At 64.0% G+C, this 20,061-nt stretch carries 19 protein-coding genes, 1 other RNA gene and 1 pseudogene; 7 read left to right on the forward strand and 14 right to left on the reverse strand.

Annotated features, from left to right (window positions below):
* Together KWO_RS11160 and KWO_RS11165 are read right to left on the reverse strand one after the other, a co-directional pair.
* On the reverse strand, positions 1 to 663 hold the full coding sequence (locus tag KWO_RS11160) for a MotA/TolQ/ExbB proton channel family protein (protein WP_010373327.1): 663 nt from the start codon (positions 661 to 663) through the stop codon (positions 1 to 3).
* A pseudogene (locus KWO_RS11165) lies at positions 557 to 3,099 on the reverse strand (DNA internalization-related competence protein ComEC/Rec2); the annotation flags it as partial. The gene KWO_RS11160 and the pseudogene KWO_RS11165, both read right to left, overlap by 107 nt.
* Before the next feature lie 301 nt (positions 3,100 to 3,400).
* Between KWO_RS11165 and KWO_RS11170 the strand changes: the two are divergent.
* Complete coding sequence (locus tag KWO_RS11170; protein WP_010378792.1) at positions 3,401 to 4,465, forward strand: SDR family oxidoreductase; 1,065 nt, start codon at positions 3,401 to 3,403, stop codon at positions 4,463 to 4,465.
* 208 nt (positions 4,466 to 4,673) lie between these two features.
* Here the strand turns inward: KWO_RS11170 and lolD are convergent, their stop codons facing one another.
* From lolD to KWO_RS23455, 10 genes are all read right to left on the reverse strand, one after another.
* The gene (gene lolD, locus KWO_RS11175) at positions 4,674 to 5,384 is read right to left on the reverse strand and encodes a lipoprotein-releasing ABC transporter ATP-binding protein LolD (RefSeq protein WP_017113577.1); all 711 of its coding nucleotides are present in this window, start codon (positions 5,382 to 5,384) and stop codon (positions 4,674 to 4,676) included.
* Positions 5,385 to 5,400: 16 nt separating this feature from the next.
* Entirely contained in the window at positions 5,401 to 6,642 is a 1,242-nt protein-coding gene (locus tag KWO_RS11180) for a lipoprotein-releasing ABC transporter permease subunit (protein ID WP_010378794.1), read from the reverse strand.
* A gap of 23 nt (positions 6,643 to 6,665) precedes the next feature.
* Entirely contained in the window at positions 6,666 to 7,118 is a 453-nt protein-coding gene (locus KWO_RS11185) for a hypothetical protein (protein ID WP_026112480.1), read from the reverse strand.
* Positions 7,069 to 7,317 (reverse strand): FAD assembly factor SdhE, encoded by a 249-nt coding sequence (locus KWO_RS11190; RefSeq protein ID WP_010378796.1) that lies wholly within the window; start codon positions 7,315 to 7,317, stop codon positions 7,069 to 7,071. Before KWO_RS11190 ends, KWO_RS11185 begins: the two co-directional genes overlap by 50 nt.
* Before the next feature lie 110 nt (positions 7,318 to 7,427).
* Positions 7,428 to 8,210: a succinate dehydrogenase iron-sulfur subunit gene (locus KWO_RS11195; RefSeq protein WP_017113179.1), complete on the reverse strand. Its 783-nt coding sequence runs from the start codon at positions 8,208 to 8,210 to the stop codon at positions 7,428 to 7,430.
* A gap of 16 nt (positions 8,211 to 8,226) precedes the next feature.
* The gene (locus KWO_RS11200; RefSeq protein ID WP_026112479.1) at positions 8,227 to 8,430 is read right to left on the reverse strand and encodes a hypothetical protein; all 204 of its coding nucleotides are present in this window, start codon (positions 8,428 to 8,430) and stop codon (positions 8,227 to 8,229) included.
* A gap of 9 nt (positions 8,431 to 8,439) precedes the next feature.
* On the reverse strand, positions 8,440 to 10,230 hold the full coding sequence (gene sdhA / locus KWO_RS11205; protein WP_010378805.1) for a succinate dehydrogenase flavoprotein subunit: 1,791 nt from the start codon (positions 10,228 to 10,230) through the stop codon (positions 8,440 to 8,442).
* A gap of 33 nt (positions 10,231 to 10,263) precedes the next feature.
* Complete coding sequence (gene sdhD, locus KWO_RS11210; RefSeq protein WP_010378809.1) at positions 10,264 to 10,650, reverse strand: succinate dehydrogenase, hydrophobic membrane anchor protein; 387 nt, start codon at positions 10,648 to 10,650, stop codon at positions 10,264 to 10,266.
* The gene (gene sdhC, locus KWO_RS11215) at positions 10,647 to 11,042 is read right to left on the reverse strand and encodes a succinate dehydrogenase, cytochrome b556 subunit (protein WP_010373306.1); all 396 of its coding nucleotides are present in this window, start codon (positions 11,040 to 11,042) and stop codon (positions 10,647 to 10,649) included. Before sdhC ends, sdhD begins: the two co-directional genes overlap by 4 nt.
* A 56-nt stretch (positions 11,043 to 11,098) precedes the next feature.
* Positions 11,099 to 11,407, reverse strand: a complete 309-nt coding sequence (locus KWO_RS23455) for a DUF1674 domain-containing protein (RefSeq protein WP_309546649.1) — start codon at positions 11,405 to 11,407, stop codon at positions 11,099 to 11,101.
* On the opposite strand from KWO_RS23455, the gene ygfZ reads away from it, so the two are divergent.
* On the forward strand, positions 11,309 to 12,181 hold the full coding sequence (gene ygfZ / locus KWO_RS11225; RefSeq protein ID WP_017113181.1) for a CAF17-like 4Fe-4S cluster assembly/insertion protein YgfZ: 873 nt from the start codon (positions 11,309 to 11,311) through the stop codon (positions 12,179 to 12,181). The genes KWO_RS23455 and ygfZ overlap by 99 nt on opposite strands.
* Before the next feature lies 1 nt (position 12,182).
* On the opposite strand, the gene KWO_RS11230 is transcribed toward ygfZ, so the two are convergent.
* A non-coding RNA gene (locus KWO_RS11230) (sX9 sRNA) lies at positions 12,183 to 12,256 on the reverse strand.
* 49 nt (positions 12,257 to 12,305) lie between these two features.
* Complete coding sequence (locus KWO_RS11235; protein ID WP_010378814.1) at positions 12,306 to 13,403, reverse strand: ABC transporter ATP-binding protein; 1,098 nt, start codon at positions 13,401 to 13,403, stop codon at positions 12,306 to 12,308.
* Positions 13,404 to 13,824: 421 nt separating this feature from the next.
* Here KWO_RS11235 and zwf point away from each other — a divergent pair, with 421 nt between their 5' ends.
* The 5 genes from zwf (at position 13,825) to KWO_RS11260 (ending at position 19,730) form a co-directional block, all read left to right on the forward strand.
* Positions 13,825 to 15,255, forward strand: a complete 1,431-nt coding sequence (gene zwf, locus KWO_RS11240) for a glucose-6-phosphate dehydrogenase (protein WP_010373293.1) — start codon at positions 13,825 to 13,827, stop codon at positions 15,253 to 15,255.
* Positions 15,252 to 16,259, forward strand: a complete 1,008-nt coding sequence (gene glk, locus KWO_RS11245; RefSeq protein WP_017113182.1) for a glucokinase — start codon at positions 15,252 to 15,254, stop codon at positions 16,257 to 16,259. The genes zwf and glk overlap by 4 nt, the downstream gene beginning before the upstream one ends.
* Positions 16,256 to 16,975: a 6-phosphogluconolactonase gene (gene pgl, locus KWO_RS11250; RefSeq protein WP_010378820.1), complete on the forward strand. Its 720-nt coding sequence runs from the start codon at positions 16,256 to 16,258 to the stop codon at positions 16,973 to 16,975. Before glk ends, pgl begins: the two co-directional genes overlap by 4 nt.
* A gap of 127 nt (positions 16,976 to 17,102) precedes the next feature.
* A complete protein-coding gene (edd, locus tag KWO_RS11255) occupies positions 17,103 to 19,019 on the forward strand; it encodes a phosphogluconate dehydratase (protein ID WP_010373284.1) in 1,917 nt (638 codons plus the stop codon).
* A 51-nt stretch (positions 19,020 to 19,070) separates the two neighbouring features.
* Positions 19,071 to 19,730 (forward strand): bifunctional 4-hydroxy-2-oxoglutarate aldolase/2-dehydro-3-deoxy-phosphogluconate aldolase, encoded by a 660-nt coding sequence (locus KWO_RS11260; protein WP_017113183.1) that lies wholly within the window; start codon positions 19,071 to 19,073, stop codon positions 19,728 to 19,730.
* Positions 19,731 to 20,061 lie beyond the last annotated feature (331 nt).

The raw sequence follows: 20,061 nt of genomic DNA on the forward strand, positions 1-20,061 counted from the left end.
TCAGCCCTTTGCCGTGACGGGCTTGGCGCCCGCTGCAGCCGGCGCCACGGCGGCTGGCACCAGGCGGCCATCCATGGTGTCCAGCAACAAGGTGGCTTCTTGTTCCATCTCGATGATGTAACCGGCGATGCGCCCCTTGAAGAAACGATGCGCCATCAATGCCGGCACGGCGATGATCATGCCGGTAGCGGTGCACACCAGCGCCTTGCCGATGCCGCCGGCCAGCTGATTCACATCGCCCACGCCATGGTCGAGGATGCCCAAAAACATCTGGATCATGCCGACCACGGTGCCTAGCAGGCCCAACAATGGCCCGGCCGATGCGATGGTGCCCAACGTGTTCAGATAGCGCTCCATTCTGTGCACGACATGCCGGCCGGTGTCTTCGATACGTTCGCGGATCAACTCACGCGGGCGGCCACGCACGTCCAGCGCGGCGGCCAGCAAGGCGCCCAATGGCGAATTGCGGCGCAGCGATTCGATATGGGTGGGGTCCAGCTTGCCGCGCGCGGCCCAGTTGCGAACCTCTTCGCCCAGACCCGGCGGCGTCACCTCGTTGCGGCGCAGGCTCCACAAACGCTCCAGCACGATTGCCAGGGCAATTACGCCCAGCAACAGCAACGGCACCATCGGCCAACCGCCTGCCTTGACCAGCTCCAACACGATTCGATTCCTCCGGCAACGCGCCGCCTATTCGCTGGCCGATAGGATAGCAGCCGACCGCCGCCGTTCCGCAGCATCCCATAGCCGTGGCTGCCAGCGCCGTCGCTCGCGCAGTTGCAGGCCATCGGCGCCCAGCCAGACCCGGAGCGCGCCGGTCTGCGCGGTGTCCAGCACTTCCGCCCCGCCCGCCTGCCAGCGTTGCACGACCTCGGCGCGCGGATGCCCAAAGCGGTTGCCGTGGCCGGACGACACCAGCGCCAGGCGTGCGCCGGTCGCAGCGATGAAGTTGGCATCCGAGCCATCAGCGCTGCCATGGTGCGGGACGATCACCAGATCCGCATGCAGGTCTGAGACTTTTCCGCGCAGCAGGCGGCGTTCGATGATTTCGTCGATGTCGCCCGGCAATAGCGCGCTCGCGTGCTGGGTTTCGACCCGCAGCACACAGCTGGATTGATTACGCAGATACGGAAACCCAGCGCCGGGATGCAGAAAGCGAAAGCGCACGCCGTCCCATTCCCACTGTTGTCCGGCGCGGCAGCGTGTGCTGACGTCCAGCGCTGCATCCGGTGGTGCAGCGGTGAATGCGACCGGCAGCCCCGTGCGCACCGCGACATAGCCACCGGCATGATCGGCGTCTGCATGGCTGAGCACGATGGCGTCCAACCGGCGCACGCCAAGCGCACGCAATGCCGGCAGCACCACGCGCTCGCCGGCATCGAAGCCATCGCGCACCGCCGGGCCGGTATCGAAAAGCAGCGCATGCCGGTGCGTGCGCACCAGCACTGCCAAGCCCTGCCCTACATCCAGCACCTGCACTTCCGCCTCGCCTTGGGCCGGCAGTTCGCGATCCGGCCAAAGCAACGGCAACCACAGCAGCGCCGCCAACGATTTACCCGGCGTCCCGCGCGGCAGCAATAGCCAGAACGCACCGAGCAAGGCCGCAATCAGGGCAAGCCCATCGGACTCGGGTACCCACCACAATGCCGCCGTTGTTTGCCCGAGCCAGACGAACCCCGGCCAGGTAAACTCGAAACACCAACCGGCAAGCTGCCACGCCCACACGCCCGCACCTGGGTAGATCGCTTCCAGCGCGGTCCCCACCAGGCACAGCGGCACGACCACGAAGGTCCACCACGGAATGGCGACCAGATTGGCGAACGGCCCGACCAGCGATGCCTGCCCGAACAGGCTGACCGTCAACGGCAGCAGGCCGACGGTGGCCACGGTCTGCGCGGACAGGAAGCCGCGCATGATGGCGCGATCGTCCGACGGCAGGCACCACACCAACCATGCCACGCCGGCGAAGCTGAGCCAGAAGCCAGCCACCAGCACGCTGAGCGGGTCCCACAGCAACACCGCCAACAAGGCGAGCGCGAGGATGTGGGCGGTCGAGGCGCGTCGCCGTAGCACTCGCACCAGGGCCACCACCGCAATCATCAGTACGGTGCGTACCGTCGGCAGTGCCAGGCCTGCCACTGCCGCGTAGGCGGCAGCGCCAAGTAACGCAGCAATTGATGCCGCATGCAGACGGGGCAGCAAGGTGCCAAGTCGCGGCTGCCAACGCCACACGCCCGCGACCAACAATGCGAAGAATGCCGCGACCAGCCCGACATGAAATCCCGAGATCGCGATCAGATGACTCAGCCCAGTCGCGCGCAACGTCGCCCATGCCGCATCGTCGAGCCCACGCGTATCACCCAGCGCGAGCGCGCGCAGGTACGGCCCGGAGGTGCCGCCGACGCGCTCGGCAATACGTTGCGACATGCGTTCGCGCCAGGCATCCACGCCGTGCGGTGGTGCAGTCTGGTGTGCGGCGGCAGGCACGCGCACATAGCCGGTTGCGGCGATGCGCTGCGCCAGCGCTTGGCGCTCCGCATCGAAGCCACCGGGATTGCGCAAGCCGCGTGGCGCGCGCAGCTTCAGTCGCAGTTGCCAATGCGCACCGGCATGCAGCGCTGCGCGCGGGCCGATGCGCTCGGCGCCGAAATCGTCGTACCAGGCCAGCTGCACGAGCTTTCCACGTAGAGCTGAATGCTGTGCCTGATCTTCATCAACGCGCAGCTGAAAGCGGGTGCGGCGTTGCTCGGCGATTGGCAGCCCAACGATTCGTCCGCGCACGGTCATCTCGCGTGCTTCGTCCTGCGGGAGTAGTTGCGCCTGGAGGGCACCGCCCACCTGCCATCCCATCAAGCCGAATCCGAGCAACACAGTGGTCAGCAACACCAGCCGCGCTCTCCAACGCGGGCCCCGCCACATCGTCATGCCGATGCCTAGCAGCGCCACGCATACGCAGCTGGCATACAACATTCGCGGCAGCAGTGCGGGCGACCAAGCGCATGCCACCACGCCAAGCAACAAGGCCGCAGCTATGGCAACGGCCGATCCCATCTGCGGTGGGGCTTCGTGCACTGACACCTCCATGCTGCCGGTCGCCATCCTGGCCCCTGTCAATCAACGCCTTCAGCTTAGGTTGCAACGCGTTTCACGCACAGCGGAGGTCCGCCTGCGCACGGGTAGGAAGACCACTGTCGTTGCGGTCGCTGATTGCGACCACGCAACAACCGCGCCACAGCATGCAGTAATCCCCTCATGCGATGCATAGAACAGTGCGTAGATGGAGGTGCATGTTCCACAGTAGATCGGCCGACCAGCGATGTCAGCGGCCCTTTCGCCCGCATTCGCCTCGATTTCATGGTGCCGGCGCTATGGTCACCGTTGTTTTCCAGGAGCCTCCCCCATGCGTAAAGGCATTGCATTGATCGTCGGTGTGACCGGCATTTCCGGTTACAACCTTGCCAACGTGCTGCTCGCCGACGGCTGGGCCGTGTACGGCCTTGCACGTCGCCCCCTCCCCCATGACGGCGTCATTCCGATCGCGGCAGACCTGCTGGATGCCGAAAGCACCAGCAACGCACTACGCGGCTTGCCGATCACCCATGTGTTCTTCTGCACCTGGACGCGCCGCGATACCGAACGCGAGAACGTCGAAGCCAACGGCGCCATGATGCGGCACCTGTGCGATGCGCTCAGTGATGCGCCGCTGCAGCACATGGCGTTGGTCACCGGGACCAAGCACTATCTGGGTGCGTTCGAAAATTACGGCAGCGGCAAGGCGGAGACGCCGTTCCGCGAAAGCGAGCCACGCCAGCCGGGCGAAAACTTCTACTACACGCTGGAGGACTTGTTGTTCGCACATGCGCAGCAGCACGGTTTCGGCTGGAGCGTGCATCGCTCGCACACCATGATCGGCATAGCCAACGGCAGCAACGCCATGAACATGGGCGTGACGCTGGCAGTGTATGCATCGCTGTGCAAGCACACCGGGCAACCGTTCGTGTTTCCAGGCTCGCAAGCACAATGGAATAGCCTCACCGACCTTACCGATGCCGGCCTGCTTGGCCGCCAACTGGCCTGGGCCGGGCTAAGCCCTGCGGCGCGCAATCAGGCGTTCAATACCGTCAATGGCGATGTGTTCCGCTGGCGCTGGATGTGGGGCGAAATCGCGAAGTTCTTCGAACTCGACGCTGCGCCGTGCCCGGCGACGCCGGAACCGCTGGAGCCACGCATGAGCCAGACTGCAACCGGCCTGTGGGCGGAGTTGGCCGCGCAACACGGCCTGGTGGAAGCGGACGTCAATCGACTGGCGTCGTGGTGGCACACCGACGCCGACCTTGGGCGCGAGATCGAGTGCGTCAACGACATGACCAAGAGCCGCGAACTGGGCTTTATGGACTTCTACGACAGCCGTGCCTCGTTCTTCGAATTATTCACCCGCCTGCGGGCATTGCGCATCATTCCTTGACCGATGCATTGGCATCATCGCAGGCCCAACGGCCTGCGATGATTCAGACAGGCGTGGGCCTTATGTTTCAAGCCTTTGCTCACTAATGCGCTGCGCCTGCGCTGCAAATGCGCCCGCTTCATCTAGCGGGCACAGCGTCAGGTTCTACTGATCATTCCACGCTTAGACGCAATGCGATCAGGCTGCTAACCGATCACATTGCCCGCGCTTACACCGCAGACGGCGCCAATTCTCGCAGCTTGCCCTGATGCAGTTCCAGCACACGATCCAGACGCCGCGCCAGGCTGCGGTCGTGCGTCACCAACACCAGGCTAGTGCGCTGCGCGCGGTTGAGCTCCAGCATCAGCTCAAACACGGTGCCCGCGGTCTTGTCGTCGAGGTTTCCGGTGGGTTCATCGCCCAGCACGCAGCCCGGCTTATTCACTAGAGCACGCGCAACGGCGCAGCGTTGACGCTCACCGCCGGACAGTTCGCTGGGCTTGTGCTCGATGCGATGCCCGAGCCCGACCGATTCCAGCAATTGCAACGCCTGCCCTTTGGCCACCGCCACATCCTTGCCAGAAAGCAGCACCGGCATCATCACGTTTTCCAGCGCGGTAAATTCGGGCAAGAGGTGATGGAATTGATACACAAAGCCAAGCGACTGATTGCGTAGCCTGCCGCGCTGCGCGTCGGACAGCGCCGACATGCGCTCGCCTGCCACATACACCTCGCCGGAGGTCGGAATATCCAACCCGCCGAGCAGATGCAGCAAGGTGCTCTTGCCTGCACCGGAAGCGCCGACGATCGCCACGGTTTCGCCGGTGGCCACTGATAGATCCAGGCCATCGAACACTGGCGTGCGCATCTTGCCTTCGGCGTAGGTCTTGGCCAACGCCTCGGCGCGGATGACCGCAGTTGCCTGTTCTGGTTTTTGCACAACAGCTCCGCGAAACTCATTCATAACGCAGCGCCTCCGCCGGCTGGGTGCGCGAAGCACGCCATGCCGGGTACAGGGTCGCCAGGAAACTCATCACCAACGCCACCACGGTGATCACCACCACGTCCTGGGTCTGCATATCGGTAGGCAGACCGGTGATGTAGTACACGTCTTCGGGCAGCAATTTGACGCTGAAAATCGCTTCGATCACGCCGAGGATGCGTTCAAGGTTGAGCGTCAGCACGATGCCGCCGATCACGCCCATGAAAGTACCCATGAAGCCGATCAACGAGCCTTGTACCATGAACACCTGCATCACCCCGCCCGGCGACAACCCGAGCGTGCGCAAGATGGCGATATCGGCCTGCTTATCGGTCACCAGCATCACCTGCGACGACACCAGGTTGAACGCCCCCATCGCCACGATCAGCGACAGCAGGATGCCCATCACGGTCTTTTCCATCTTCAAGGAGTGGTAGAGGTTGGCGTTTTCCTGGGTCCAGTCGCTGACCCGATACGGACCATGCAACTTCACCGCCAGATCGCGCGCCACCGGCCAGGCCTGATCCATGTCGTGCAGCCGCAGACGCACACCGGTGACGCCATCCATGCGCAGCACGCGCGCCAGATCCTGCATGTTGACCACGGCCAAGCCGCGATCAATTTCGTTGTAGCCGGCTTCGAAAATACCGCTGACGGTGAAACGCTTGAGCCGCGGCATCGCGCCCAGCGGAGTGGCCTGGGTGTCGCTCAGCAACACAACGACGCTGTCGCCGACATCCACGCCCAGCCACAACGCCAGCTCCTTGCCGATGACGATGTTGTACGAACCAGGGGTCAGGCTGTCGACCGAGCCCTGCTGCATCTTCTTGGCCAGCACCGACACCTTGCCTTCTTCGGCAGGAATCACGCCGCGCACGATCGCCGGCTGCTTGCGCGGGCCCTGCAACAAGGATTCGGTTTCGATGTACGGTGCGGCACCGGCCACGCGCGGATCGGACATGGCGACCTCGACCGCATGCTGCCAATCGCGCATCGGCGCGCCTTCTGCGCTGACGGTGGCATGTGCGGCCATCTGCAGCAGGCGGTCGCGGATTTCCTTTTGGAAACCGCTCATCACTGCCAGCGTGGTGATCAGCACGGTCACGCCCAGGGCAATGCCCAGGATCGACGCCATCGAGATAAACGAAATGAAGCCATTGCGCCGCTTGGCACGCAGGTAGCGCAAGCCGATGGCAACCGGGATAGGTTTGAACATGCGGTTCAACCGGGAAAGGCACGCTATGGTGCCACTAGCGGCCGCCGGGACGAAATGGCATGGGCTTGAGCGGCCAGACGCAGTTCACGTCGTTGCGGCGGCGGCAAGGTATCGGGCCAGAAATGCAGGCGCTCGCACCGACCATCCGCCCATGTCCACGACACTACTGCCAGCGGCCCACGCCAGCGCACCTGCAGCCCTTCTACCTGCACACCGTCAATGCTGGCGGGCGTTTCCGTCCAAGGCACCAGCAACTGCCGCACTGGCGGACGCAACAGCTGACGCAATGCTTTTCCGCCTGCAAGCAGCGCATACGCTGACAGCACCACGGCCAGCCACAGCGGTACACCGCTGCGCCACACCGCATACAACGCGAGCATTGCCAACACGCCTAATGCGCAAATCAACCAGCGCGAAGGTCGCCACTCAAGCCGGCAAGGCGCGGATATCGGCGATGAGTGCGGCGTTGGCAGCATCGGGGCAAGCCTCGTAACCCATGAACCAGCGCCACAACTTATCGTCTTCGCAATCCAGTAGCTGTAGGAAAACCGCGCGCTCGGCTTCAGGCGCCCGCGCCCAGCGTTGATCCAGATAGCGCCCGAACAATTGATCCAGTTCGCGCATGCCGCGCCGGCAGCGCCAGCGCAGTTTTTTCAGCAGGGTTTGCTCGTCCATCTCATCTCTCCACCGCGCCGCGTGGCGGGCCGAAAACGACAGCGGCACCTGACCCAAGGGGCGGTGCCGCTGCGAACCACATCCCCTCGCGGGGACTCAATGTCGTGCGATCAGGGGCGACGCGCCATCATCAACTTCTTGATTTCGGCGATCGCCAGCGCCGGGTTCAAGCCCTTCGGGCAGGTCCGTGCGCAGTTCATGATGGTGTGGCAGCGATACAGCTTGAACGGGTCTTCCAGATCGTCCAAACGCGCACCGGTGTCTTCGTCGCGCGAATCGATGATCCAGCGGTATGCCTGCAGCAGGATCGCCGGGCCCAGGTAACGCTCGCCGTTCCACCAGTAGCTGGGGCAGCTGGTCGAGCAGCAGGCACACAGGATGCACTCGTACAAGCCATCGAGCTTGCGGCGGTCTTCCGGCGATTGCAGGCGCTCGCGATCCGGCGGCGGCGGTGTCTGGGTGCGGATCCACGGTTTGATCGACGCGTACTGCGCGTAGAAATGCGTCAGATCCGGCACCAGGTCCTTGATCACGCTCATATGCGGCAGCGGATAGATCGGCACTTCGGACTTGCCGCACGCGGCAATCGCCTTGGTGCAGGCCAGCGTATTGGTGCCGTCGATGTTCATCGCGCACGAGCCGCAAATGCCCTCGCGGCAGGAACGACGGAACGCCAACGTCGGGTCGATCTCGTTCTTGATCTTGATCAGCGCGTCCAACACCATCGGGCCGCACTTATCCAGGTCGATCTCATAGCTGTCGGTACGCGGATTGGCGTCGACATCCGGATCCCAGCGGTAGACCTTGAAGGTGCGCGTGTTCTTGGCGCCCTGTGCAGGGTAATGCCTGCCCTTGCCGATCTTTGAATTCTTGGGGAGGGTGAACTCTGCCATAGCTGCTCTCGTTGGCTCAGGCGATGCGCGGTGCAAACGACAACCGCACCGTGCGCATGAAGGTAAAGATGACGGATGCCACTGCCGAAGCAGTTGCGCAGCGGCCGGCCATTTGCCGGCGCTGCCCAAGCGTCATGTGGCGACACCTTTGCAGCGATGCATTACCGCTACGCGCGGACGCGTTGGCAAGCAATGACAGGGCAACAGTGGGTCGCTGCATGCGCATCGATCAGTAAACGCGCGGCTTCGGCGGGACCACGTCCACATCCTTGCTCAGCGTATACATGTGTACAGGGCGGTAATCGAACTCGCACTTGCCCTTGTCGTCGACGGTCACCAGCGTGTGCTTCTGCCAGTTGACGTCGTCGCGGTCCGGGAAGTCCTCGTGCAAATGCGCACCACGGCTTTCCTTGCGCTGTTCGGCCGAATTGATCGTCGCCACTGCATTGAGCAGCAGGTTGTTCAACTCGTAGGTCTCGATCAGGTCCGAGTTCCACACCAGTGAGCGGTCCGACACCTTGACGTCTTCGAAGGTGGCGAAGATCTCGGCCATCTTGTTCACGCCCTCTTTCAGCGTCTTGCTGGTGCGAAACACGGCCGCATCCGACTGCATGGTCCGTTGCATGTTGTCGCGGATCACCGAGGTCGGCGTGGAGCCGTTGGCATGACGCAACTTGTCCAGCAAGCCCAGCGCCTTGTCACAGGCATCCGACGGCAAGGTCTTGTGCGGCTGATTGGGCTTGACCGTCTCGGCGCAGCGGTTGGCCACCGCACGGCCGAACACCACCAGGTCCAGCAACGAATTCGAACCCAGACGGTTTGCACCATGCACGGAGACGCATGCCGCTTCGCCAATGGCGTACAGGCCTGGCACCACCGCATCCGGATCGTCGCCCTGCTTGCGCACGACTTCGCCGTAGAAGTTGGTCGGAATGCCGCCCATGTTGTAGTGCACGGTCGGCAGCACCGGAATCGGCTGCTTGGTCACGTCCACACCGGCAAAGATGTGCGCGCTTTCGGCAATGCCCGGCAGCTTTTCGTTGATGACTTCCGGGCCGAGGTGGGTCAGGTCGAGCAGGATGTGATCCTTGTGCTCGCCAACGCCACGACCTTCACGGATTTCAACCGTCATCGAGCGCGACACCACGTCGCGCGACGCCAAATCCTTGTAGTGCGGTGCGTAGCGCTCCATAAAGCGCTCGCCGTTGCTGTTGCGCAGAATGCCGCCTTCGCCGCGTACGCCTTCAGTGATCAGGCAGCCCGCACCGTAGATGCCGGTGGGATGGAATTGCACGAACTCCATATCCTGCACAGGCAAACCGGCACGCATCACCAAACCGCCGCCATCACCCGTACAGGTATGTGCGGAGGTGGCGCTGAAGTAGGCGCGGCCGTAACCGCCGGTCGCCAGCACCACGCCGTGCGCGCGGAACAGATGCAGCGAGCCTTCGGCCATGTCCAGCGCGAGCACGCCACGGCAGACGCCTTCTTCGTCGAAGATCAGATCGAGTGCGAAGTACTCGATCATGAAACGTGCGTTGTGTGCCAGCGACTGCTGATAAAGCGTATGCAACATCGCGTGGCCGGTACGGTCGGCTGCGGCGCAGGTGCGCTGCGCGGACGGGCCTTCGCCGTACTTGGTGGTCATGCCGCCGAACGGGCGCTGGTAGATCTTGCCGTCTTCAGTACGCGAGAACGGCACACCGTAGTGTTCGAGTTCGATGATGGCCGGAATCGCTTCGCGACACATGTACTCGATCGCGTCCTGGTCGCCCAGCCAATCGGAGCCCTTGATGGTGTCGTAGAAGTGATAACGCCAGTCATCCTCGCCCATGTTGCCCAGCGCTGCGGAGATACCGCCCTGCGCTGCGACGGTGTGCGAACGGGTCGGGAAGACCTTGGTCAGACAGACCGTCTGCAGGCCCTTCTGAGCCAGGCCGAACGTGGCGCGCAGGCCAGCGCCGCCGGCGCCTACCACGACCATGTCGTACTTGTGTTCTGTGATCTTGTAAGCGGACATCGAATTATGGATTCCTGTTTGGTCGCTGACGACTCAGCTCATGCCCAGCGCGATACGCGCCACGGCAAACACGCTGACGATGGCGCCCAGCACGGCAACGAAACGCACGAGTGTCTGCGCCATCAGTGCAAGCAGCGAGTCGTGTACGTAATCTTCCAGCACCACCTGCATGCCCAGTTGCGCGTGCCAGAACGAGGCAATGAGGAAAGCGACAAGCAGAATCGCATTCCATGGCTTGGCCACTGCGGCGGTTGCGGCAGCGTGATCGGCACCCATGAGGCTCAGCACGAAGATCAGGAACCAGATCGACAACGGCACCAATGCGGCCGCGGTAAGACGCTGGATCACGAAATGTTCGGTACCGGTCTTGGCGGCGCCCAGGCCGCGCACGTTTTTCAACGGAGTACGGTAACGATTCATACGGCACCTCCAGACAACAGCACATAGGCCCAGACAGCGCCGGTGAGCACGAAGCTTAGAATCACCGACAGCCAACCCATGCTAATGAACGAGCGCACGGCATAGCCTTGGCCGAAGTCCTGCAGCATGTGGCGCAGCCCACCGAACAGGTGGAAGGCAAAGGACCAGGTCCAGCCAAACAGGAACACCTGTCCATACCAGGTTGCCGTCTGATCGCGGAAACAATTCCAGTGGTCGGGGCCAAGCATCAAGGTCAGCAAGGCGGCGGCAATCACCAGTGCGCCGACGGACAGTACGATGCCGGTGGCTCGATTCAGAATCGAGGTCACCATCTGTATCTGCCAGCGGTACACCTGGAGATGCGGGGAGAGAGGACGTTCGCGGATCGCCATTCGCTGGGCTCGTTTTCTCGGCTGGGCGGCACTAGGCCGCTGTGGCTAAAAGCTGCTCAAAAATCGATGCAGCGTCCATTTTTTTCCCAGTCGCCGTAGCGCGTTGGCTCAGGGCCGTCGCGCCCACCAATCTCCTTCGGCAGTGGCTTTTTCTCGGGAATATGCTCCTGAGAAGAAGGCTGCGTCTCGGAATCCTGCGCTGGGGTGGGGGTTGGATGGCCTATCATAGTGCTCTCACAACTTTGCGATTTTAGTCCTCCCCTTCCGTGGCTGACAACCTGAATCTTATTCCGCAGTGTTTTGGCTCCCTGCACGACATGCAATACGTCCGATTGGTCGGTGCGGATGCAGTGGCGTTCGCGCATGCCCAATTTGCCAATGACGTACAGGCGCTGGCGATTGGGCAGTGGCAGTGGAATGCGTGGTTGACGGCAAAGGGGCGCGTAATTGCCATCTTCGCACTCCTGCGTGAGGACGACGCACACTTACTAATGGTATTGCCCGACGGCAACGCGGCCGAGATCGCCGTGCAACTCGGCCGGTTCGTATTCCGCCGCAAGCTGAAAATCAGCACTGCCGCGCTGTTTGCCTTCGGCGGCTTCGCAGCACCGGAACACGCACACGCCGCGCACGCCGATATCAGAACGCAGCGTATCGAGCTGGATCTGGGGAGCGCTGCGTTTCCGCGCACCTTGTTGCTGTACGCCGAAGATGCATTGGCAGCGCCTATCGAAGTGCCAAGCGTAGATGCGCAGTGGCGCCATGCCGATCTGCAGCTGGGGCTCGCTCGCCTGGTCGAGGGCCAGCGCGAACAGTGGACGCCGCAGCAGTTGGCACTCGACCGCCTGCAGGCCTACAGCGTCAAAAAAGGCTGCTACCCGGGTCAGGAGATCGTGGCGCGCACGCATTTCCTCGGCAAAGCCAAGCGCGCCTTGCAGCTGCTGGACACCGATAGTGCGGTCGAGGCAGGCGATGCCGTCGCAATGGACGGCACTACGATCGGCACGGTGGTGAGCGTAGCTGGCACCCTAGCGCTGGCGGTGTTGCCGCTGGAGCTGACGCTGGACGCCGACGCCACCTTGCAGGCTGGTGCCTACGGCGCACGGCCGCGCGCGATCATGCCAGGGCTGGAGCGGTAAGAGCAAAAAACGTCGCGAGCAGTCGTTAGGTGGGCGTGGACGGCACGCAGGAACTGCAATGTACGCGCGGTACACGCTGCCCCAAGCACCCGCCGCGCCCATCGGGTGGCTGCACAGTTGTTAGTTAGCTGCCCTGCGCCGCTTCCAGCCGCTGCCCGGTGGCCGGGTCGAAGAAGTGCAAGGCATCGCTGCGCAGCGCCAGACGCAGCGACTGGCCCACCGCTGGCAAGCTCTGCGGCGGGACGCGGATCACCAGCGGCTGACCGCCACGGTCGAGATTGAGGAAGATCTCGTTGCCGACCGGTTCGATCACATCGACCCGCGCATCGAAACCCAGCACTGCGTCCTCGGAGGGCTGCAAATGTTCCGGGCGCACGCCGACAATTACGTCCTGGCCGAACCAGGCTGCATCCACCCGTGCCGCGCCCAGCGGCACGCGCCAACCATCGGCCATGACCAGATGCAGGCCGTCCTGCGCGTCCAAATGTCCCTGCAACACATTCATTGCCGGGCTGCCGAGGAAACCGGCGACGAACAGATTGGCCGGGCGGTCGTACAGCGCCATGGGGCTATCGATCTGCTGGATCACGCCGTCTTTGAGCACCACGATGCGCTGGCCGAGCGTCATCGCTTCGACCTGGTCGTGGGTGACGTAGATCATGGTGGTGCCGAGCTTGCGGTGCAGCTGCGCGATCTCGGTGCGCACGCTGTGGCGCAATTTGGCGTCCAGGTTGGACAGCGGCTCGTCGAGCAGAAACACCGACGATTCACGCACCATCGCCCGGCCGAGCGCCACGCGCTGGCGCTGACCGCCGGACATCGCCTTGGGCAACTTATCCAGCATCGGAGTCAGGCCCAGCAGCTCGGCGGCGTTGTTGACGCGCTCGGCGATGACCTGCTTGGGGTGCCCGCGCAGCTTGAGCCCGAACGCCAGGTTCTCGGCCACAGTCATGTGCGGATACAGCGCGTAGCTCTGGAACACCATGGCGATGTCGCGGTCCTTGGGCGCCACGTCGTTGACCACGCGCTCGCCGATCTTCAGCGTGCCGGCGCTGATGTCTTCAAGGCCGGCAATCATGCGCAGCAGCGTCGATTTGCCGCAGCCGGACGGCCCGACCAGCACCATCAACTCGCCGTCGGCGACTTCGAAGCTCGCGCCCTGCACTGCCACCTGGCCGTTTTCGTAGACCTTGCGGACACCTTCCAACTGCACTTTCGCCATCGTTCGGCCTCAACGTAAGTTGTGCGCCCTGCCCTCGGCCCTCCCGATGGCGGTGACGCGGCATGCGCTTGCAAGGAAGTTTCCTGCAAACGAATGCATTGGTTTATTCTGACATGTAATCGTTTTCACATGGCAACATCGATCTCGGGAGTGACCATGCCGCCACGCCGTTCAACGCCATTGTCGACGGTGCAGCTCGCTGCGCCAGGCATGCATGCCAGCGCGCAGGTGCAGATATTCCACCACGGTGCTAACCGCTGATCGCAAGTTGCTGCAACAATCGGGGATTGGGCGTCAGCGTCCATCCCCCCGCTGCGCGCACGCAAGTGTCGCGCAGGAACAGACGTACCGACCGCCGGCCGTCCGGCGCCTTTCCGACTAGCTGCTGATAACGATGTCTCCAGAATCTGAAACGCGGTCCATGCACAACACCCTGATCCTGTTTGGCGCCACCGGCGATCTTGCCCAGCGCTACCTGTTTCCCTCCTTGCTGCGTCTGTTCATCGATGGCCTGCTGCCGGAGGACTTTCGCATCCGCGCGCTAGCACTCTCACCGCACGACACCGATGCGTTTCGTGACGTGCTGCGGCCGCGTCTGACCGAAGCGCTGCCGATCGCCACGCCCGAACAGATCCAGGCGCTGCTGCAGCGGGTCGACTACCGCTCGGTGGATCTGCGCGATGCCGAATCGGTGGCTGACGCGGTGCGCGAGCTGGCAAGCCGCCGCTGCGTGAGCTATCTGGCGATCCCGCCGGGCCTGTACATCAGCACCTGCCAAGGTCTGGCGCTAGGTGGCGCGTTGGCAGCACCGCATCGCTTGATGCTGGAAAAGCCGATCGGCCACGACTCGGACAGCGCCCGCGAAATCCTGCAGTCAATCGGCGCGCTGGTCGACGAAGACCGCGTGTTCCGCCTCGACCATTACCTGGGCAAGGCGGCGGTGCAGAACCTGATCGCGCTGCGCTTCGGCAACACGCTGCTGGAGGCGGTCTGGAACCGCACCTACATCGAGTCGGTGCAGATCCTGGTCGCCGAAAGCGAAGGCGTGGACGGGCGCGATGCCTACTACGCCCGCTCCGGCGCGCTGCGCGACATGGTGCAGAGCCATATCCTGCAGCTGTTGTGCCTGGTGGCGATGGAGCCGCCTGCCTCGCTGGAAGCCGACCGCATCCGCGACGAGAAGGTCAAGGTGCTGCGTGCACTGCGCCCGATGACCGCCGAACAAGCCGCGCATGACAGCGTGCGCGGCAGCTACACCGCCGGCAACATCAACGGGCAGCCGGCGCAGGCCTATCACCCGCCGGAAGGCAGCGACGTGGAAACCTTCGTCGCAGTGACGGCGCATATCGACAATTGGCGTTGGGCCGGCGTGCCGTTCCATCTGTGCACCGGCAAGCGCCTGGCCGAACGCTCTACGCGCATCGTGGTCACACTCAAGCCGGTGACGCATTGGCTGTTCGAGCGTCCGGACCGTCAGAACGCGGTACCCAACCGCTTGACCTTCCAATTGCAGCCGCAGGAAAACATTGAGCTCGGCCTGATGAGCAGCCTGGCCGGCCCGGAATGGGGTGCGATCGAACTGCAGCCGCTGGAACTGGAACTGTCGGTACCGACCGGTCTGCACCGCCGCATTGCCTATGAGCGCCTGTTCGTGGACGCCTTCAACGGCAACCCGGCGCTATTCGTGCGCGACGACGAGGTCAAGGCGGCATGGTCGTGGATCGACAGCGTCAGCGATGCCTGGAAAGACGCCGCGCTGCCGCTGCAGCCCTACCCGGCCGGCAGCTGGGGCCCCGAATCGGCGACCCACTTCCTGCCACCGGCCACCGACGCACAGGGAAACAACGCATGACCGCTCCTTCCAAGCCGGTGCTGGTTGCCGATATCGGCGGAACCAATGCGCGCTTCGCGCTGGCCGATGTCGACGCTTCGGTGCCGTTGCTGGATGACACCTCGCGCGAATTTGCCGTGGTGGACTTCGGTTCGCTCGGCGAAGCCGCGCGCTACTACCTCGACCAGATCGGCGTGCAGGCCACCCAAGGCGTGTTCGCCGTGGCCGGCCGCGTGGATGGCGACGAAGCACGCATCACCAACCACCCCTGGGTGATCTCGCGCTCGCGCACCGCCAGCATGCTGGGTTTCAGCAGCTTGCACCTGATCAACGACTTCGCCGCGCAAGCAATGGCGATCAGCCTGCTGCGTCCGCAGGACGTGGTGCAGGTGGGCGGCGCCAGCTGGCGTCCGGCGCCGATCGACCAACCGCGCAACTACGGTGTCATCGGCCCCGGCACCGGTTTGGGTGTGGGTGGCCTGATCATCCGCAACGGGCGCTGCTTCCCGCTGGAAACCGAAGGCGGCCATGTCAGCTTCCCGCCCGGCACGCCGGAAGAAATCCGCATCCTGGAAATCCTCTCCGAACAGTTCGGCCGGGTCTCCAACGAGCGCCTGATCTGCGGCCCCGGCCTGGTCAATATCCATCGCGCGTTGAGCGAAATCGCCGGCATCGATCCGGGCCCGCTGCAACCCAAGGACATCACTGCCCGTGCTGCGGCAGGCGACCCGCGTTCGTCGCGCACCATCGATCTGTTCTGTGCCATCTTCGGCGCAATCGCCGGCGACATGGTGCTGATGCAGGGTGCCTGGGACGGCGTGTTCCTCACCGGCGGGTTGGTGCCCAAGGTGCTGGATTCGCTGCAGCATTCAGGCTTTCGCCAGCGCTTTGAACACAAGGGCCGCTTCTCCGCGATCATGTCGCGGGTGCCATCACTGGCGGTCATGCACCCGCATGCCGGCCTGCTCGGCGCCGCCGCCTATGCTGTGGATGCACAACGTCAGCACCCCGGGGAACAGCGATGAACTTGCAGGACAACCCGCGCATCACCCTGTTGCGCTACGACGACCCGGCCGAGTGGACCGAAGCGGTTGCCAGCGAAATGGCCGACCTGCTGGAACAGGAAATCTCGCGTCGCGGCCAGGCACGCATGCTGCTGTCCGGCGGCACCACCCCGGCATCGGTGTACGAGTCCCTCGCCCACCGGCCGCTGGAGTGGTCGCGGGTGGAAGTGGGCCTGGTCGATGAGCGCTGGTTGTCGCCGCAGGATCAGGACAGCAATGCCTGGCTGGTGAATGACAGCTTCCTGACCCACGCGCCGGCCGCCACCTTCATCCCACTGGTCCGCCCTGGCAAGCAATTGCCTGAATGCGTGCATACCGCAAATCTGCAGGCCACCCATGCCGAACCGGCCTGTCTGGCGGTGCTGGGCATGGGCGGCGATGGACATACCGCCTCGTTGTTCCCCGGTGCCACCGACCTGCCGAAGGCGCTCGTCAGCCCGCAGCCGTATGCGTCGCTGGATGCCACCGGCTGCCCGGGTTCGAACCAATGGCCGTTGCGCATCACCCTGACGCCCGCAGGGCTCGCCAGCATTCCGACGCGCCTGCTGCTGTTGCGTGGCAAGCAGAAGCTGGACGTGCTGCAGGCCGCGCTGGCCGGCGACGATGTCAACCAATATCCGATTCGCGTGGCACTGCAGCAGCCGGGTCCGCGGTTGCGGGTACATTGGTGTAATTGAGTGCGAGTGGTTTGATGCGAATCCCTCGCAAAAGCCGATGTGATGCGAGTCCCTCGCAAGAACCCGCACATTCATGTGCGGGGAATAAAAGTGCATTTCCTTCCCCGTTTCTCATAGCCGGTAGCCAATGAGCCTGCATCCGAATATCCAAGCTGTCACCGACCGTATCCGCAAGCGCAGCGCTCCCTCGCGCGCGGCGTATCTGGCCGGTATCGATGCCGCCCTGCGTGAGGGCCCGTTCCGTAGCCGGTTGAGCTGCGGCAATCTTGCGCATGGCTTCGCTGCGTCCGAGCCAACCGATAAATCGCGTCTGCGCGGTGCGGCCACGCCGAATCTGGGCATCATCACTGCCTACAACGACATGCTGTCGGCGCATCAGCCGTTCGAGCATTACCCGCAGCTGATCCGGGAAACCGCGCGCTCACTTGGCGCCACTGCGCAGGTGGCCGGCGGCGTGCCGGCGATGTGTGACGGCGTGACCCAGGGCCGCGCCGGCATGGAGCTGTCGCTGTTCTCGCGCGACAACATCGCTCAGGCTGCGGCCATTGGCCTGAGCCATGACATGTTCGACAGCGTGGTGTACCTGGGGGTGTGCGACAAGATCGTGCCGGGTCTGCTGATCGGTGCGCTGGCGTTTGGCCATTTGCCGGCGATCTTCATGCCGGCTGGTCCGATGACCCCGGGCATCCCGAACAAGCAGAAAGCCGAAGTCCGCGAACGCTACGCCGCTGGCGAAGCCACCCGCGCCGAATTGCTGGAGGCCGAATCCTCGTCTTATCACTCGCCCGGCACCTGCACCTTTTACGGCACGGCGAACTCCAACCAGGTGTTGCTCGAAGCGATGGGCGTGCAGTTGCCCGGCGCCTCGTTCGTCAATCCGGAGCTGCCGCTGCGCGATGCACTGACCCGCGAAGGCACCGCACGCGCATTGGCGATCTCCGCGCTGGGCGATGACTTCCGCCCGTTCGGTCGTTTGATCGACGAACGGGCCATCGTCAATGCCGTGGTCGCGCTGATGGCGACCGGCGGTTCGACCAACCACACCATCCACTGGATCGCAGTGGCGCGTGCGGCCGGCATCGTGTTGACCTGGGACGACATGGATCTGATCTCGCAGACCGTGCCGCTGTTGACACGCATCTACCCGAACGGCGAAGCCGACGTGAACCGCTTCCAGGCCGCAGGCGGCACGGCGTTCGTGTTCCGCGAATTGATGGACGCCGGCTACATGCACGACGACCTGCCGACCATCGTCGAAGGCGGCATGCGCGCGTACGTCAACGAACCGCGCCTGCAGGACGGCAAGGTGACCTACGTGCCCGGCACCGCGACCACTGCCGACGACAGCGTCGCGCGTCCGGTCAGCGATGCATTCGAATCACAAGGCGGCCTGCGCCTGCTGCGCGGCAACCTCGGCCGCTCGTTGATCAAGCTGTCGGCGGTCAAGCCGCAGCACCGCAGCATCCAAGCGCCAGCGGTGGTGATCGACACCCCGCAAGTGCTCAACAAACTGCATGCGGCGGGCGTACTGCCGCACGATTTCGTGGTGGTACTGCGCTATCAGGGCCCACGCGCAAACGGCATGCCGGAGCTGCATTCGATGGCGCCGCTACTGGGCCTGCTGCAGAACCAGGGCCGGCGCGTGGCGTTGGTCACCGACGGCCGTCTGTCCGGCGCCTCGGGCAAGTTCCCGGCTGCGATCCACATGACCCCGGAAGCCGCACGCGGCGGCCCGATCGGGCGCGTACGCGAAGGCGACATCGTGCGACTGGACGGCGAAGCCGGCACCTTGGAAGTGCTGGTTTCGGCCGAAGAATGGGCATCGCGCGAGGTCGCACCGAACACTGCGTTGGCCGGCAACGACCTGGGCCGCAACCTGTTCGCCATCAACCGCCAGGTGGTTGGCCCGGCCGACCAGGGCGCGATTTCCATTTCCTGCGGCCCGACCCATCCGGACGGTGCGCTGTGGAGCTACGACGCCGAGTACGAACTCGGTGCCGATGCAGCTGCAGCCGCCGCGCCGCACGAGTCCAAGGACGCCTGATTCCTTCCCTCTCTGCGGCCGCCCCGGCGGTCGCCGTCACCCGGAGTTGCAATGACGATTGCCCAGACCCAGAACACCGCCGAACAGCTGTTGCGCGACGCCGGCATCCTGCCGGTGGTTACCGTGGACACGCTGGACCAGGCGCGCCGCGTCGCCGATGCGCTGCTCGAAGGCGGCCTGCCCGCGATCGAGCTGACCCTGCGCACGCCGGTCGCGATTGATGCGCTGGCGATGCTCAAGCGCGAGCTGCCCAACATCGTGATCGGCGCCGGCACCGTGCTGAGCGAATTGCAGCTGCGTCAGTCGGTGGATGCCGGTGCAGACTTCCTGGTCACCCCGGGCACGCCCGCACCACTGGCACGCCTGCTGGCCGACGCGCCGATTCCCGCGGTACCTGGCGCGGCCACCCCGACCGAGTTGCTGACCCTGATGGGCCTCGGCTTCCGCGTGTGCAAGCTGTTCCCGGCCACCGCCGTCGGCGGTCTGCAGATGCTCAAGGGCCTGGCCGGTCCGCTGTCCGAACTCAAGCTCTGCCCCACCGGCGGCATCAGCGAGACCAACGCGGCCGAGTTCCTGGCGCAGCCGAACGTGTTGTGCATCGGCGGTTCGTGGATGGTGCCCAAGGATTGGCTGGCACAGGGCCAGTGGGACAAGGTCAAGGAAAGCTCTGCCAAGGCGGCTGCGATCGTGCGGCAGGTGCGTGCGGGTTGATTTGCTGGGCGCCATATCCGGCGGGTTGATCGTTGGATGAGTTTGAATCTGCACGTCGGTACAGATGAGCGGATTCGCTAGGGACGGCATCGGAGATCGAGTAATCCTGCATGACGGCGAACACTGCAGTGTTCGCTCGTAGGCCGGAGAAAAAACTTTCCAAGCATCCTTGGGCACGCAGCTTTTCTGCTTGAGGCCATGGCGATGGCATACCGATCTGCTCGAAGCCACGGCGACGACATACCGGGGCGGCAGCGTGGCCGGGGATCGGCGGAAAGCGGCACACGGATGTGCCGCGACGGCGCGTCAGACAGGATGTCTGTCGAGCCAA

Source organism: Xanthomonas vasicola pv. musacearum NCPPB 4379 (assembly GCF_000277895.2).
In the GTDB taxonomy this organism is placed as follows: domain Bacteria; phylum Pseudomonadota; class Gammaproteobacteria; order Xanthomonadales; family Xanthomonadaceae; genus Xanthomonas; species Xanthomonas vasicola.

Excerpts from the sequence above, each read along its gene's own strand:
- KWO_RS11185 (WP_026112480.1), bottom strand. The coding sequence starts at position 7,118 with ATGCTGCCAACGCCGCACTCATCGCCGATATCCGCGCCTTGCCGGCTT.
- edd (WP_010373284.1), top strand. The coding sequence starts at position 17,103 with ATGAGCCTGCATCCGAATATCCAAGCTGTCACCGACCGTATCCGCAAG.
- KWO_RS11200 (WP_026112479.1), bottom strand. The coding sequence starts at position 8,430 with ATGCAGCGACCCACTGTTGCCCTGTCATTGCTTGCCAACGCGTCCGCG.
- sdhA (WP_010378805.1), bottom strand. The coding sequence starts at position 10,230 with ATGTCCGCTTACAAGATCACAGAACACAAGTACGACATGGTCGTGGTA.
- zwf (WP_010373293.1), top strand. The coding sequence starts at position 13,825 with ATGCACAACACCCTGATCCTGTTTGGCGCCACCGGCGATCTTGCCCAG.
- sdhC (WP_010373306.1), bottom strand. The coding sequence starts at position 11,042 with ATGGCGATCCGCGAACGTCCTCTCTCCCCGCATCTCCAGGTGTACCGC.
- KWO_RS11170 (WP_010378792.1), top strand. The coding sequence starts at position 3,401 with ATGCGTAAAGGCATTGCATTGATCGTCGGTGTGACCGGCATTTCCGGT.
- KWO_RS23455 (WP_309546649.1), bottom strand. The coding sequence starts at position 11,407 with ATGCGCGAACGCCACTGCATCCGCACCGACCAATCGGACGTATTGCAT.
- KWO_RS11180 (WP_010378794.1), bottom strand. The coding sequence starts at position 6,642 with ATGTTCAAACCTATCCCGGTTGCCATCGGCTTGCGCTACCTGCGTGCC.
- KWO_RS11235 (WP_010378814.1), bottom strand. The coding sequence starts at position 13,403 with ATGGCGAAAGTGCAGTTGGAAGGTGTCCGCAAGGTCTACGAAAACGGC.
- KWO_RS11195 (WP_017113179.1), bottom strand. The coding sequence starts at position 8,210 with ATGGCAGAGTTCACCCTCCCCAAGAATTCAAAGATCGGCAAGGGCAGG.
- KWO_RS11260 (WP_017113183.1), top strand. The coding sequence starts at position 19,071 with ATGACGATTGCCCAGACCCAGAACACCGCCGAACAGCTGTTGCGCGAC.
- KWO_RS11190 (WP_010378796.1), bottom strand. The coding sequence starts at position 7,317 with ATGGACGAGCAAACCCTGCTGAAAAAACTGCGCTGGCGCTGCCGGCGC.
- glk (WP_017113182.1), top strand. The coding sequence starts at position 15,252 with ATGACCGCTCCTTCCAAGCCGGTGCTGGTTGCCGATATCGGCGGAACC.
- pgl (WP_010378820.1), top strand. The coding sequence starts at position 16,256 with ATGAACTTGCAGGACAACCCGCGCATCACCCTGTTGCGCTACGACGAC.
- sdhD (WP_010378809.1), bottom strand. The coding sequence starts at position 10,650 with ATGAATCGTTACCGTACTCCGTTGAAAAACGTGCGCGGCCTGGGCGCC.